The sequence below is a fragment of the Henriciella aquimarina genome (assembly GCF_002088975.1).
Lineage (GTDB): Bacteria > Pseudomonadota > Alphaproteobacteria > Caulobacterales > Hyphomonadaceae > Henriciella > Henriciella aquimarina.
The window spans coordinates 1-14,103 of sequence record NZ_NCST01000027.1 but is presented as its reverse complement, the minus strand read 5'-3'; the positions used below and the strand labels follow the sequence as shown (position 1 = coordinate 14,103).

The 14,103-nt window shown below is 63.6% G+C and carries 15 protein-coding genes; 7 read left to right on the top strand and 8 right to left on the bottom strand.

Going from position 1 to position 14,103, the window contains the following annotated elements:
* Window positions 1-71: 71 nt before the first annotated feature.
* The gene (locus B8784_RS03715; protein WP_084396276.1) at window positions 72-1,382 is read right to left on the bottom strand and encodes a UDP-glucose dehydrogenase family protein; all 1,311 of its coding nucleotides are present in this window, start codon (window positions 1,380-1,382) and stop codon (window positions 72-74) included.
* Window positions 1,383-1,631: 249 nt separating this feature from the next.
* Here B8784_RS03715 and B8784_RS03710 point away from each other — a divergent pair, with 249 nt between their 5' ends.
* The gene (locus B8784_RS03710; RefSeq protein WP_158085563.1) at window positions 1,632-2,099 is read left to right on the top strand and encodes a J domain-containing protein; all 468 of its coding nucleotides are present in this window, start codon (window positions 1,632-1,634) and stop codon (window positions 2,097-2,099) included.
* Window positions 2,100-2,105: 6 nt separating this feature from the next.
* On the opposite strand, the gene B8784_RS03705 is transcribed toward B8784_RS03710, so the two are convergent.
* The 3 genes from B8784_RS03705 to B8784_RS03695 all read right to left on the bottom strand — a co-directional run bounded on the left by B8784_RS03705 (window position 2,106) and on the right by B8784_RS03695 (window position 6,218).
* A complete protein-coding gene (locus B8784_RS03705; RefSeq protein WP_084396396.1) occupies window positions 2,106-3,620 on the bottom strand; it encodes a phosphomannomutase/phosphoglucomutase in 1,515 nt (504 codons plus the stop codon).
* A gap of 79 nt (window positions 3,621-3,699) precedes the next feature.
* Window positions 3,700-4,425: a type 1 glutamine amidotransferase gene (locus B8784_RS03700; protein WP_084396274.1), complete on the bottom strand. Its 726-nt coding sequence runs from the start codon at window positions 4,423-4,425 to the stop codon at window positions 3,700-3,702.
* The gene (locus B8784_RS03695; protein WP_084396273.1) at window positions 4,422-6,218 is read right to left on the bottom strand and encodes a DUF885 domain-containing protein; all 1,797 of its coding nucleotides are present in this window, start codon (window positions 6,216-6,218) and stop codon (window positions 4,422-4,424) included. Before B8784_RS03695 ends, B8784_RS03700 begins: the two co-directional genes overlap by 4 nt.
* 89 nt (window positions 6,219-6,307) lie before the next feature.
* Between B8784_RS03695 and sdhC the strand changes: the two genes are divergently transcribed.
* From sdhC to B8784_RS03675, 4 genes are read left to right on the top strand one after another with little or no spacing between them, the layout of a single operon-like run.
* Window positions 6,308-6,709: a succinate dehydrogenase, cytochrome b556 subunit gene (gene sdhC / locus B8784_RS03690; protein WP_084396272.1), complete on the top strand. Its 402-nt coding sequence runs from the start codon at window positions 6,308-6,310 to the stop codon at window positions 6,707-6,709.
* Window positions 6,710-6,718: 9 nt separating this feature from the next.
* Window positions 6,719-7,111 carry a succinate dehydrogenase, hydrophobic membrane anchor protein gene (sdhD, locus tag B8784_RS03685; RefSeq protein WP_084396271.1) on the top strand — a complete coding sequence of 131 codons (393 nt, stop codon included), beginning with the start codon at window positions 6,719-6,721 and terminating at the stop codon, window positions 7,109-7,111.
* A 29-nt stretch (window positions 7,112-7,140) separates the two neighbouring features.
* A complete protein-coding gene (gene sdhA / locus B8784_RS03680) occupies window positions 7,141-8,928 on the top strand; it encodes a succinate dehydrogenase flavoprotein subunit (RefSeq protein ID WP_084396270.1) in 1,788 nt (595 codons plus the stop codon).
* A 9-nt stretch (window positions 8,929-8,937) separates the two neighbouring features.
* Window positions 8,938-9,720, top strand: coding sequence for a succinate dehydrogenase iron-sulfur subunit (locus B8784_RS03675; protein ID WP_084396269.1), 783 nt, complete (start codon window positions 8,938-8,940; stop codon window positions 9,718-9,720).
* A gap of 13 nt (window positions 9,721-9,733) precedes the next feature.
* Here the strand turns inward: B8784_RS03675 and B8784_RS03670 are convergent, their stop codons facing one another.
* A complete protein-coding gene (locus tag B8784_RS03670; RefSeq protein ID WP_143435273.1) occupies window positions 9,734-10,438 on the bottom strand; it encodes a VIT1/CCC1 transporter family protein in 705 nt (234 codons plus the stop codon).
* Window positions 10,439-10,548: 110 nt separating this feature from the next.
* On the opposite strand from B8784_RS03670, the gene B8784_RS03665 reads away from it, so the two are divergent.
* On the top strand, window positions 10,549-11,232 hold the full coding sequence (locus B8784_RS03665) for a glutathione S-transferase (protein WP_084396395.1): 684 nt from the start codon (window positions 10,549-10,551) through the stop codon (window positions 11,230-11,232).
* Between the two features lie 63 nt (window positions 11,233-11,295).
* Here B8784_RS03665 and B8784_RS03660 read toward each other — a convergent pair whose 3' ends face one another.
* The 3 genes from B8784_RS03660 to B8784_RS03650 form a co-directional block, all read right to left on the bottom strand.
* A complete protein-coding gene (locus B8784_RS03660) occupies window positions 11,296-11,997 on the bottom strand; it encodes a hypothetical protein (protein WP_084396267.1) in 702 nt (233 codons plus the stop codon).
* Between the two features lie 163 nt (window positions 11,998-12,160).
* Window positions 12,161-12,445, bottom strand: coding sequence for a GIY-YIG nuclease family protein (locus tag B8784_RS03655; RefSeq protein WP_084396266.1), 285 nt, complete (start codon window positions 12,443-12,445; stop codon window positions 12,161-12,163).
* Between the two features lie 143 nt (window positions 12,446-12,588).
* The gene (locus B8784_RS03650; protein WP_084396265.1) at window positions 12,589-13,581 is read right to left on the bottom strand and encodes an NADPH:quinone oxidoreductase family protein; all 993 of its coding nucleotides are present in this window, start codon (window positions 13,579-13,581) and stop codon (window positions 12,589-12,591) included.
* A gap of 122 nt (window positions 13,582-13,703) precedes the next feature.
* On the opposite strand from B8784_RS03650, the gene B8784_RS03645 reads away from it, so the two are divergent.
* Window positions 13,704-14,103 (top strand): isoaspartyl peptidase/L-asparaginase (locus tag B8784_RS03645; RefSeq protein WP_199288571.1); only part of this gene is annotated, 400 nt, incomplete at its 3' end.

The window sequence follows — 14,103 nt, the reverse complement described above, 5'->3', positions numbered from 1 at the left end:
TGCGAGCGGCTAGGCCGTATCGATGGGCTTTGTGAAATCGGCGCCGGCCATGTTAACCGGCATCGCAGCAATCAGACGGCCGGGCGTCCGACAGACGTGTAGCTGAAGCCACGGCGCGTCATGTCTTCCGGCGAATAGATGTTGCGCAGGTCCACGACGACATCGCCCTTCAGCGTTTCCTTCACCCGGTCAAGGTCGAGCGCGCGGAACTGGTCCCACTCGGTGATGATGACCATGGCATCGGCGCCGTCGATGGCGCCATAGGCGTCCTCGGCATAATCGAGTCCGGTCAGCAGTTTCCGGGCTTCGTGCATCCCTTCCGGATCATACGCCTTCACCTTGGCGCCAGCCTCGATCAGGGCCGGGACAATATCGAGTGAGGGGGCGTCGCGCATGTCGTCGGTGTTCGGCTTGAAGGCCAGGCCGAGCACGCCGACCGTCTTGCCTTTTACATCGCCGCCCATCGCCTTGATGACCTTTTCCGCCATGGCCCGCTTGCGACGGGCATTGACCTCGACAACCGTGTCGATGATGCGCACCGGACAGCCGGCTTCATTGGCTGTCTTGGTGAGGGCCAGCGTGTCCTTCGGAAAGCAGGAGCCGCCATAGCCCGGCCCGGCATTCAGGAATTTCCGCCCGATCCGGCCATCCAGCCCGATGCCGCGGGAAACCTCCTGCACATTTGCGCCGACAGCCTCACAGAGGTCGGCCATCTCGTTGATGAAGGTGATCTTCACCGCGAGGAAGGCGTTGGCGGCATATTTGATCAGTTCCGAGGTGCGCCGGGAGGTAAACAGAATCGGCGTCTCGTTGAGGAAGAGCGGGCGGTAGAGTTCGCGCATCACTTCACGGGCGCGCTCGCTGTCGGTGCCGACGACGACCCGGTCCGGGATCTTGAAATCCTTGATGGCCGCGCCTTCGCGCAGGAACTCCGGATTGGAGACGACGGCGAAATCGGCGTCCGGCTTGGTTTTCTTGATGATCGCCTCGACCTCGTCGCCCGTACCGACCGGCACGGTGGATTTCGTCACCACAACGGTGAAGCCGCTCATCAGCTCGGCAATTTCTTCGGCGGCGGCATAGACATAGGAAAGGTCGGCATGACCGTCGCCCCGGCGCGATGGGGTGCCCACCGCGATGAAGACGGCATCGGCCTCGGCAATCGCATCCTTGGCTTCGGTTGTGAAGTTGAGCCGGCCGGCATTCACGTTCTGGGCAACGAGTTCGTCGAGGCCGGGTTCGTAGATCGGAATCTCGCCTTGCTTCAGACGTTCGATCTTGCCCGCATCCTTGTCGACACAGGTCACGACATGGCCGAAATCGGCAAAACAGGCCCCGCTCACCAGGCCGACATAGCCTGTCCCAATCATCGCTACGCGCATGGATAGATCTCGCCTTCAGTTACGCCACCAGACATGCGCGCCGAGGGGTGCGATTTTTCTCACAAAAGGTCAAGCCGGGCGGGGCAGGGCCTTCTGTGTGAAATTTGGAAGGGAAATCGTGAGGCGCTGAGCGCGCGCCCGAAACGAAACCCGGCAATTTCAGGAATCTACCTGTAGTTGGCTTAACTCTTGCTTGTCACAGTGGCCTGCCAGGCAGACGGAAGCTGGCACGGAAACGAGGAGACGGGCGTGTTCTGGAAAGTACAGCTTCACCTGTTTATCGCCCAGGGCATTCTGGTCTTTATCTACATCATATGGCCGCTTCTGAAGACGCTTTTTTCCTTGCTGGAACGGGCGATTGGCGCGCTGTTTTCTTCCGGTCCCGACATCGATGATCTCTATTCGGATGTCCGTCCGGAAGACTTGTTCGGTGACACTGGGCGCAAGGCCAGCTTCGGCGAACGGGGCTTCGATGAGTGGACGGAAGCCGCCCGCTCCAAATCTGCGCCGACCACACGGGAGAAACACCTCGCCGCGCTCGGCCTCGGCGCTTGCGTCACATCGCAAGAGATCCGTGCGGCCTACAGGCGTGCGGCCAAGAAATACCACCCCGACAGGTTTGCCTCGCAGCGCCATTCGCCAGCCCAAAGGCAGGCGGCGAGCGAGCGGATGCGCCAGGTCAACGAGGCCTATGACTGGCTGATGGCCAATCGCTAGGACGCCTCAGATTTCCTGGTTGTAGGCGCCCACTTCGGAATGCTTGCCGAGGCGTGGCTTGACCTCCTTGTGGAAGAGGTCGCGCATGTCGTCGGCCGATTGCAGGCTTTCGACTACCACGACGAGTTCCGGCTTGTTGGACGAAGCCCGCACCAGCACCCAGGAGCCGTCATCCAGCGTGACACGCGCACCATTGACCGTGTTCACCTCGGTGACTTTCCGGCCAAGAATTTCGCTGCCCTCGAGGCCCTGATACTCCTCGACCATCTTGTCGATGACGCCGTACTTCAGCTCGTCATCGCAATGCGGCGACATGGTCAGCGAGGTGTAGGCCACGCCCAACTCCTCGCGCAGGTCGGCCATCGTCTTGTCGGGATTGCGGTCCAGCATCTGCAGGACGGCGCCGGCAGCGACGATGCCGTCATCATAGCCAAGCCCGATCGGCGGGCGGAAGAAGAAGTGCCCGGATTTCTCGAAGCCGGCCAGTGCATCGAGCTCGGTCGTGCGGCGCTTGATGTAGGAGTGGCCGGTCTTGAAATAATCGACGGCGGCACCGTTTTCCTTCAGCACCGGATCGGTCTTGTAGAGGCCGGTGGATTTCACATCGACGACGAAGCTGCGGCCCGGATGGACGCGCGAAAGGTCGCGCGCCAGCATCAGGCCGATCTTGTCGGCGAAAATCTCCTCGCCCGTATTGTCGACGACACCGCAGCGGTCGCCATCGCCGTCGAAGCCCAGCGCGACATCGGCGCCATGCTCCTTCACGGCCTTGGCCATGGCGTGCAGCATTTCGCTGTCTTCCGGGTTTGGATTGTATTTCGGGAAGGTGTTGTCGAGGTCGCAATCCATCTCGATCACCTCGGCGCCCATGGCGCGCAGCGCCTCGGGGGCGAATGCGCCGGCTGTGCCGTTGCCGCAGGCGGCGACGACCTTGATCTTGCGCTTCAGGCTGATGCCCTCGGAAACGGACGCGATATATTTCTCGCGCAGGTCATCGACGCGGAAAGCGCCACCGCCGGCGCGCGGCTGGAATTCGCCGTTCAGCACGATCTCCTTCAAGCGGCCCATCTCATCCGGCCCGAAGGTGAGCGGCTTGTTCGCGCCCATCTTCACGCCGGTCCAGCCATTCTCGTTGTGGCTTGCGGTCACCATGGCGCAGCAATCGGCATCGAGTTCGAACTGCGCCCAGTAGACCATTGGTGACAGCGCCAGACCAACGTCCAGGACTTCGCAGCCGCCGGCGACAAGGCCGAGCTTCAGGGCGTTCTTGATCGGCAGCGAGATCGACCGGAAATCGTGCCCGGTCACCACTTTCGGCGTGACGCCCAGTTCGTGAAACAGGGTCGCCATGCCGAGGCCGAGCGCTTCGGCGCCAAGCAGGTTCAGTTCCGGCGCCTTGTCGCTGCCGGGAATGCCGAACCACCAGCGGGCATCGTATTCACGGAAACCGGTCGGCTTGACGAGCGGCAGGGTCTCGAACTCGATCGTGTTCGGGGCGATGTCGGCACGCGGTTTGGGCATCATCGGCCGGTAACTCCTTCAGTCAGATTGGCCCTCATTGGCACGAATGTATAAACGAATTACAAGTTGCAGCCCTGATTTAGGTTTGCTGCCGCTGGCCAAGCAGGAAATTTGCCATCCACTGGCCGACAAGCTCATTGTCCACAGGCGTTTCGAGGCTGTCGCAGGCTTCGTCCACCCGAGCCGGGCTGAAGGCGGTGCCGCGACGAACATTATACAGCGCGCAACAGAACCCGGCGGAGAATTCCGGATGGCCCTGGAAGCTGATGGCCGGCACGTCGCCATAGTCCAGCACGGCATAGGGGGTGAAATCCGACGCGGCGATCAGGCGGGCCCCCTCGGGCAGGGACAGCACCTGGTCCTGGTGGCTGACGCCGAGCGAGAAGGTGTCGCGGGTCAGCCCTGTCATCCAGCCGGGTTTCTCACAGACCTCATAGACATGCCGGCCAAGCCCCCAGCCCTTGTCTGACTTCTCCACCCGCGCGCCCATGGCTGCGGCAATGGCCTGATGGCCGAAGCAGACGCCGATCTGCGGGACCCGGGCGGCGCCGGCCTGCCGGATGAAGTCGAACAGCGGCTCCATCCAGGGATGGTCCTCATAGACGCCCGCGGCCGAGCCGGTCACAAGGATGGCGTCGAGCGCATTCAGCTCGGGGAAGTCCACCTCGTCCATCACCGGGATGCTCTCACAGGTGAGTCCCGGCAGATGGGGCGAAATCAATTGCTCGAACATTTGCGGATAGTGCGGCCAGTCGTCCCGTATCGCCTGGGGCGGACGGCCGGTTTCAAGAATGGTCAGTTTCACGGAGCCGAGGCTTTCAATTCGGTTTCGGGGGTGTCTTTCTGCGTCTCGATCCACGCGTCGATACGGCGTTCAAGCGCATCGAGCGGCATTGAGCCGGCGTCGAGCACGGCATCATGGAAGGCGCGGATGTCGAAATCGGCGCCAAGCGCGTCCTTCGCCCTGGCCCGCAGGTCGAGAATCTTCAACTGGCCGATCTTGTAGGCCGTCGCCTGACCGGGCCAGCCGATATAACGGGTCACTTCGGTCTTGATGTTGAGCGGGGCAAGCGCGGAGTTCTGCTCGAAGCACTGCTCGGCCTTCTCGCGGGACCAGCCATACCAGTGAAGCCCGGTATCGGCGACAAGCCGGCAGGCGCGCCACATCTCATACGACAGTGCGCCGAAGCGCTCATAGGGCGTCTCATAGATCCCGGCTTCCCCGGCAAGCTTTTCGGCGTAAAGGCCCCAGCCTTCCCCGAAGGCCGTTGCATAATATTCGCGCCGGAAGTCGGGCACATCCTCCAGCTCCTGGGCGAGCGAGATCTGCAGGTGATGTCCCGGCACGGCTTCATGCGCGGTCAGGGCGGGCAGTTCATAGAGGGGGCGCTGGTCGAGGGCATAGGTGTTGACCAGATAGGTCCCGGCGACGCCGCCCTCAGGGTTGCCGCCGGAATAGCGCCCCGTCGTATAGCCCGGCGCGATGGATGCCGGCACCGGCTCCACGCCATAGGTCAGCCGCGGCAGCTTGCCGAAATATTCCGGCAGGACGGCATCAAGCCGCTTGGCGACCCTGGAGGCCTTTTCCATCAGGTCTTCCGGCGTCTTGGCGTAGAATTGCGGGTCCGTGCGCAGGAAGGTCAGGAAGTCCTCGAAGCTGCCGGGATAGCCGATCTCCACGATGATCTCTTCCATCTCCGAGCGGATGCGGGCGACTTCCTCCTCGCCGATCTCGTGTATCTCGTCCGGGGTATAGCCGGCACCAGCCGTGTGGGTCCGGATGGCGGCTTCATAATAGGCCTTCCCGTCTGGCAGGCTGCCAATTCCCGGCTCGGGTCGGGTGTTGAGCGCATAATCCTGTTCCAGATACACCAGCAGACTGCGATAGGCCTCAACCGCCCGGTAGACCGCTTCCCGGCCTGCCGCGCGGATGGCGGCTTTCTTCTCGTCTGTCAGGTATTCGGGCAGGGATTCGAAAGGCGCCCAGAGTGCGCTTTCTTCCGGTGTGTCGACCACCTGGCCGCGCACCTGGTCGATCATGGTCTCCAGAGGATCGGCGTGGCCAGTCCAGCCGGTGCGCACGCCCCGCTTCATGTTCGTGACATTGTCGGCGAAATAGCGCGGGACATCATTCAGGCGGGCGATCCAGGCTTCCGCTTCATCCTCCGAGCGCAGACGAAGATTGCTTGCGGCAAAGAAAGGCTCGGCATGAAAGCCCCAGTCGCCGGTAAACGGGATGCGGGCAGTGTCGAAGTCGTCCTGCACGATTACCTGGTCGAGCAGATGCTCCAGAATGGCCGCATCCGGCATGGGCGGGGCCTCCAGCGTGCCCAATTCGGCCTTTATGCTGCGCGCACGCTCAGCAAGCTCTGCAATATCTTCAGGCGAGACAGAGCGCCAGCGGCGCACCGAGCGATCTTCCTCGCGCGCTTTTGCGGAGGGGTCGGCAGCCCGCAGCAGGGCTTCGTAGTCTGCGACCAGATTCCCCATGGTGACAGGGGAAGCGGGCGTTTCGGACGGTGTGGGCGACTGAGCGTGTGCGAGCGGGGATGAGGCAAGCGCAAAGGTGGCAACCAGTAACAAAAGGTCTTTTTTCATTTTCCGGTCACCTCTCTTGTCGCGTTGACACTGCGCCGCACCATTCTAGAACCCGGTTTAGCAAAACAGCAGGTTCGGGGAGACTCCCAATGTCAGGTTCAGAGTGGACAGATCCACGCCCGATGTCACCACACGTCCAGATCTGGAAGTGGCACTGGACGATGGCCGCGTCGATTTTCCATCGTGTTACAGGTGTCGGGAATTATCTTGGCGCCCTGCTTATCAGCGTCTGGGTCATCTCCATTGCGGCCGGTCCGGAGGCCTATGCCTTCGTCGAGGGCATCATGCTGTCGCCCATCGGGCAGATCCTGCTCTTCTTCTGGCTGACCTCTCTGCTCTTCCATTTCGCCAATGGTATCCGGCATATGCTCTGGGATGGGCCGAAGGTCGGCTTTCAGCCGAAAGTGGCCAGCGGCTGGTCGGTTTTCAATTTCGCTTTTGCCATTGTTGCGGCAGCGACGATCTGGTCGCTCGCGACCAATCTGTTCTAGGAGGCGGCCATGAGCACTGACTTCGAGACACCGACTGCAGCGGCCCGTGGCCTTGGCTCCGCCAAGTCCGGCACCGGGCATCACATCCATCAGCGCGTCTCTGCGATTGCACTGATCTTCCTCGTTCCCTGGTTCCTATATGCCGTGATCGCAGCCAGCCGCTCCGGCTTCGAAGGCGCGACCGCCTGGCTCGCCCAGCCCTGGAACGCGATCCTGATGATCCTCACCCTGGGCGCGGCATTCTATCACATGCGCCTCGGTATGCAGGTCGTCATCGAGGACTATATCGCGAAGGCGGGGATGAAGCAGGGCCTGCTCATCCTGAACACCTTCGTCTGTTTCGGCCTGCTGGCTGCGACGACGCTGTCGGTTCTGAAGATCTGGATTTCGGCGGGCGGTTAAGCCGTCTGCCCCCGCAAGGAAAGTCACCCATGTCTGACTACAAGTTCATTGACCACACCTACGATGTCGTCGTCGTCGGCGCCGGCGGCTCCGGCCTTCGCGCCGCGCTGGGGGCCGCACAGGCCGGGCTTCGCACCGCCTGTATCACCAAGGTCTTCCCGACACGCTCGCATACGGTCGCTGCACAAGGCGGCATCGCCGCCTCGCTTGGCAACATGTCCGAGGATAACTGGCGCTGGCACATGTATGACACGGTAAAGGGCTCCGACTGGCTCGGCGACCAGGATTCGATCGAATACCTCGTGCGCAACGCACCTCAGGCCGTCTATGAGCTTGAACACTGGGGCATGCCCTTTTCGCGGACCGACGAAGGCAAGATCTACCAGCGCGCCTTTGGCGGGATGACCCGCAATTTCGGCGAAGGCCCGGTCCAGCGCACCTGCGCGGCCGCCGACCGCACCGGCCACGCCATGCTGCACACGCTCTATGGCCAGGCGCTCAAGAACGATACCGAGTTCTTCATCGAGTATTTCGCGCTCGATCTCATCATGGATGAGGAAGGCGCTTGCCGCGGTGTCACCGCCTGGAAACTCGATGACGGCACGCTGCACCGCTTCCGCGCCCAGCGCACCATCCTGGCGACCGGCGGTTATGGCCGGGCTTTCTTCTCGTGTACGTCCGCGCACACCTGCACCGGCGATGGCAATGCCATGGTGCTGCGTGCCGGCCTGCCGCTGCAGGACATGGAGTTCGTCCAGTTCCACCCGACCGGCATCTACGGCGCCGGCTGCCTGATCACGGAAGGTGCACGGGGCGAAGGCGGCTATCTCACCAATTCCGAAGGCGAGCGCTTCATGGAGCGCTATGCGCCGAGCGCGAAGGACCTCGCCTCACGCGACGTTGTCTCGCGTGCCATGACGGTGGAGATCCGCGAAGGCCGTGGTGTTGGCGAAGAGAACGACCACATCCATCTGCACCTGGAGCACCTGCCGCCAGAGACGCTGGCCGAGCGCCTGCCGGGCATTTCGGAAACCGCGCGCATCTTCTCCGGCGTCGACGTCACCAAGGAGCCGATCCCGGTCCTGCCGACGGTTCACTATAATATGGGCGGCATCCCGACGAATTATCACGGTGAGGTGCTGACCAAGAAGGGCGCCGATCCCGACAGCGTCGTGCCGGGCCTTATGGCTGTCGGCGAAGCGGCCTGCGTCTCGGTCCACGGCGCCAACCGTCTCGGCTCCAACTCGCTGATCGACCTGGTTGTCTTCGGCCGGGCCGCAGGGCTTCGCTGCGGCGATACCATCGATGCCGGCGCGAGCCAGCCGGAGGTCCGCGACGTCCAGACCGATGGGCATCTTGAGCGTCTCGACCGCATGCGCAACGCCACTGGCGACCAGCCGGTCGCCAAACTGCGCCTTGAAATGCAGAAGTCGATGCAGACCAATTGCGCGGTCTTCCGGACCGGCGAGGTGCTCGACGAAGGCGTGAAGAAGATCGAGGACGTCTATTCCAAGGCTGGCGGCATCGATGTGAAGGATCGCGGCATGATCTGGAACACCGACCTGATCGAGGCCCTCGAATTCGACAATCTCATCGGCCAGGCCGCCGTCACGGTGAATGGCGCGGCCAACCGCCAGGAAAGCCGCGGCGCGCATGCCCGCGAGGACTTCTCTGATCGTGACGACAAGGAATGGATGAAGCACACCCTTGCCTGGGTCGATGTGTCCGGCAAGGTCACGATCGAGTATCGGCCTGTCCACGAGTACACGATGTCGAACGACATCGAATATATCGAACCCAAGGCCCGCGTTTACTAGGAACTCATCATGGTACAACTGACGCTTCCAAAGAATTCCAAGGTCGGCAAGGGCAAGGAGTGGCCGAAGCCCGAAGGCGCGAAGAATACCCGCGCTTTCAAGATCTACCGCTACTCCCCCGAAGAGGGCGGCAACCCCCGCTGGGACACCTACTGGGTCGACATGGACCGCTGCGGCCCGATGGTTCTCGACGTCCTGTTCTGGATCAAGAACAATGTCGATCCGACGCTCGCCTTCCGCCGCTCCTGCCGTGAAGGCGTCTGCGGCTCCTGCTCGATGAACATTGGCGGGCAGAACACCATTGCCTGCACCAAGGGCTGGGACGAGGTCGCCGGCAAGACGATCACCATCGCACCGCTGCCGCACCTTCCGGTGGTGAAGGACCTGATTCCGGACCTCACCAACTTCTACGCCCAGCACGCCTATGTGCAGCCCTATCTCAAGACCGACACACCGGAGCCTGAGAAGGAGTGGAAGCAGTCGGAAGAGCAGCGCAACGAGCTGAACGGCCTTTACGAGTGCATTCTCTGCGCCTGCTGCTCGACGTCCTGCCCGTCCTACTGGTGGAACGGCGACAAGTATCTCGGCCCGGCGGCGCTGCTGCAGGCCTATCGCTGGCTGATCGACTCGCGCGACGAGGCGACCGGTGAGCGGCTGGACGATCTCGAGGATCCGTTCAAGCTCTATCGTTGCCACACCATCATGAACTGCGCCCAGGTCTGTCCGAAGGGGCTGAACCCGGCCAAGGCGATCGCCAAGATCAAACACATGATGGTCGAGCGCGTCGCCTAGCGGCGCGCTCCGGCTAGACCACCACGCCGAACAGCCGCCCGACGAGGGCCGTCACCGCCATGGCGCCGGCGCCCCAGAGGACGATCCGGCCCACGGCGCGGATTTTCCGTGCGCCGCCGAGCTGGGCCGACGCCATGCCCAAGGCCGCGAGGCTGGCGAGCGAGGCAGCGACAATCGCCGTGCCCGTATGCGCGGCCGGCGCGAGGAACGCCGCCAGAACGGGCAGGGCGGCGCCGACGGTAAAGCTCGCCGCCGAGGAAAAGGCCGCCTGCACCGGATTGGCTTTCGCGACATCCGAGATGCCGAGCTCGTCGCGCGCATGGGCTTCCAGTGCATTCTCCGCCATCAGCTCTTCGGCCACCGCGCGGGCGGTCTTCGGGCTCACGCCGCGCGATTCGTAGATGGCGGCCAGCTCGGCCAGTTCCTCGCCCGGCATGGCTTTCAGCGCCTTGGCTTCGGTCTTCAGGTCGGCGCGCTCTGTATCGGCCTGCGAGCTGACCGAGACATATTCGCCCGCCGCCATCGACATCGCCCCGGCGACCAGGCCGGCAATCCCGGCCAGCAGGATCTCCATGCGCCCGGCCGAGGCCGAGGCCACGCCCACCAGCAGGCTGGCGGTGGAGACGATGCCGTCATTCGCGCCGAGGACGGCTGCGCGCATCCAGCCGATCCGGTGGATGAAGTGCGGCTCGTGGTGCGGCGGGTTGGGCAGTTGCATGGGTCTCATCCCCCTGAAGAAAGGTCGCGGCACTTTGGCAGGGCCGCACCGATAGGGGAAGATGGCAACGGCGTTGAGGAACGCGCGCGCCTTCCCCACATTGGATGGCCATGACCTATACACTCCACTACTGGCAGGGCGTGCCCGGCCGCGGCGAATATGTCCGCCTCGCCTTCGAGGAAGCCGGCGTCGCCTATACCGACCAGAGCCCTGACTGGGGCGCCGGCCACGATGACACGCCGAGCTTCGCTCCGCCTTTCCTGACCGATGGCGAGGTGACCGTCGGCCAGACCGCCGCCATCCTGCACTATCTTGGGCCCAAACTCGGCCTGGTGCCCGAGGATGCGCGCCTGGCGCTCTGGACCCACCAGATCCAGCTCACCGTGGCCGACCTCGTCGTCGAGGCCCACGACACCCACCACCCGCTCGGCCCCGGCGCCTATTACGAGGACCAGAAGGCCGAAGCGAAAACCCGCGCGCAGGCATTCCGCGACAGCCGCCTGCCGAAATTCCTCGACTGGTTCGAGGAGATCCTGACCCAGAACCCGGCCGGGGACACCTGGCTGGTGGGCGACGCGCTCACCTATGCCGATCTCTCGCTCTTCCATTCGCTGGAGGGGCTCGACCATGCCTTCCCGAAGGCGATGAAACGGCTCGAGGGCGACTATCCCAAGGCGCGGGCCCTGCAGGCCCGTGTGCGCGAACGGCCCAATATCGCCGCCTATCTCAAGAGCGACCGGCGCCAGCCCTTCGGCGAGGGCATCTTCCGCCACTATCCCGAACTGGACGGCTAGACGGGTCTTGCGCGCACGCCGCCATGGCCCTCTGCCTGCGCAGGGACCGGCGGAGAGGAATAGCTAGCCCCGCACCCACATCCAGGGCGGGTGCTTTCGAACTTCCGGCCCGAGATGGCGCAGCATGTCGGTGAGCCAGGGTGGCGTATGTCGCGACCGTGCGCCCGGCGGCCAGCCGGGACGGACCGGATTGAGCCGGCCCATCGGCGTGTTGGCGGCGGCCTTGCGGGCGAGGAAACGGGCAAAGCGTTTCGCCCGATGCTTCGGATTGTCCAGCACTTTCCGGAGCGCACGCACCCGCGCGACGAGCCGGGCGGCGGAGAGGCCGTCGGGCTTTTCCACCTCGGCCGGGTAGGGCGCGTCGAGGCTGAGGATGCGTGGATTGCCGACGGGTTTCGGCGCCCGGTGGCTGTCGCAGGACGCAACGGTCGCCAGCGGCTCGAAGAGTTGGAAATGGGCTTTTTTAGTTTGATCCCGTTTCACCCGGACAAGGTCCGGGCTCACATGGATCGGGCTCAGGGCTGTCGGGTGCGTGCCGGAGAGGTTGCCGTAGAGTTCCCGCGCCATCAGCACGATCAACCGGCGCAGCAGCGCTTCGGCGGGACGGAGCAGCCGCATCGCGCGGATATGCACGCTGCGCGAGACGCGTTTGGGTGCGATGCTGTCAGATAGCCCGATCAGCGCGGCCAGCGTCGCCGCCAGCCCGGTCAGCAAGGGCCAGGCGCGCTCCATCGCGATCTTCAGGTGCCGGTCGGGGGTCTCCATCGTGTCCCAAGGGTACACCTGAACGGTACAGTGGGGATGGATTTAGGGTGCACCAATTCCAACCCTTGTCCGATCACCTCGGCGAAGGCCGGGGTCTCGTGCCGCAAGCGTGCTCTTCACTGGCCTGAGATCCCGGCCTCCGCCGGGATGATCGGGCTGGGGGTCACAGCAGGACATCTCCCAAATCGCGCCAGTCGGGATTTGTCTCCTCGATCAGTTTGACTTTCCACGACCGTTTCCATTCCTTGATCCGGCGTTCGCGGTCGAACGCAGACCTGCGGGACTCATGCGGCTCGTACCAGACCAGCATCTCGCAATTGTACCTGTCGGTGAAACCCTTGATCAGATGTTCGGGATGCTTCCAGGCACGACGATTTATATCATCCGTCATGCCCGTATAGAGCACGCCATACGGCTTGTTCGTCGTGATATAGACGTAGAAGGCCATACTTTTTGGTTAGCCGCGTCATTCCTCCAGACCAAGAACATTCAGACTCCGCTCATCCCGGCGCAGGCCGGGATCTCGTGCCGCAGGCGGGACCTCTCCATCTGCCTGAGACCCCGGCTTTCGCCGGGGCGATCGGCGTAACGTCAGACCGTCACCACGACCTTCCCCATGGCCTTGCGGTTCATCAGCTCGCTGATGGCGTCGGGGGCCTTTTCGAGGGGGTAGGTGTTGGAGATGTGGGGCTTGATCTTGCCCTGCTCATAGAGCGCGAAGATCTCCTTGATGTTCTTCTCATTGGCTTCCGGATCGCGCGCGACGGCCGCGCCCCAGAAGACGCCGACAATGTTGCACGATTTGAGCAGCGTCAGGTTCAGCGGCATTTTCGGGATGCCGGCCGGGAAGCCGATGACGAGGAAGCGCCCGTCCCAGTTCATCGCACGCAGCGCCGGTTCGGCATAGTCGCCGCCGACCCCGTCATAGATGACGTCGACGCCACCGCCGCCAAGCTCCTTGATCTTGTCGGACAGTGCCTTCTGGTCGGCCTTTTCCAGCGGGCCGCGCGGATAGACGAAGCCTTTCTTCGCGCCTTTTTCCATGGCGAGGTCGACCTTGTCCTGGCTGGAGGCCGCCGCGATGACTTCCATGCCCATGGCCGCGCCGAGCTCAACCGCGGCAAGACCGACACCGCCGGCCGCGCCGAGGACGAGCAGGCTCTCGCCCGGCTTGCACTGGCCGCGATCCTTGAGGGCATAGTAGGAGGTGCCATAGGTCATCAGCAGCGCGGCGGCTTCCTCGAACGACATGCTTTCCGGGAAGGGGCGCACGCGGCCCTGGTCGACGGTAACTTCCTCGGCCATGCCGCCCCAGCCGACCTGGCCCATGACGCGGTCGCCGGTCTTGACCTTGGTGACGCCCTCGCCGACGGCCTTGACCACGCCAGCAATCTCGCCGCCCGGCGAGAAGGGGCGTTCGGGCTTGAACTGGTACTGGTCCTGGATGATCAGCACGTCGGGATAGTTCACACCCACCGCCTTGATCTCGATCAGGACATCGCCCTTTTCCGGTGCCTTGCTCGGCACATCTTCCAGAACCAGCGTTTCCGGGCCGCCGGGCGACTTGGACAGAATGGCTTTCATGGGCGTGTTCCTCTTCGCACTTATGGTGTGTGACTACATTGACGGCGCGAACCTATCCGTGGCACCGCCGCCTGTGAAGCGTTACGTGGCGAAAAACAAAACCGTTTCGGAGCGATAGCAGAATGGCAAAAAGCTGGGCGCTGGCCCTTCATGGTGGAGCCGGTCCGCTGCGGGATCTCGATCATGCGCGCTCGGAGCGCCACATGGCCGGGCTGCTGCGCGAGGGCGAGACGCGGCTGAAGCGGGGCGAGCCGGCGCTGGAGGTCGTCCACAGGCTGGTCATCGCGCTGGAAGAGTGCGGGTTCCACATTGCCGGGCGCGGGGCCTCGCCCAATGCCATCGGCCAGTGGGAGCTCGACGCCGCCATCATGGAAGGCCGCTCGCGCAATGCCGGGGCGGTCGCTGCGCTTCGCGGCTACAAGAGCCCGGTGACGGCGGCCCGCCTCGTCATGGAAGAGACCCCGCACGTGCTGATCGTCGGCAAGGGCGCGGCGATGATCGCGCGCGAGCACAAGCTGGAGC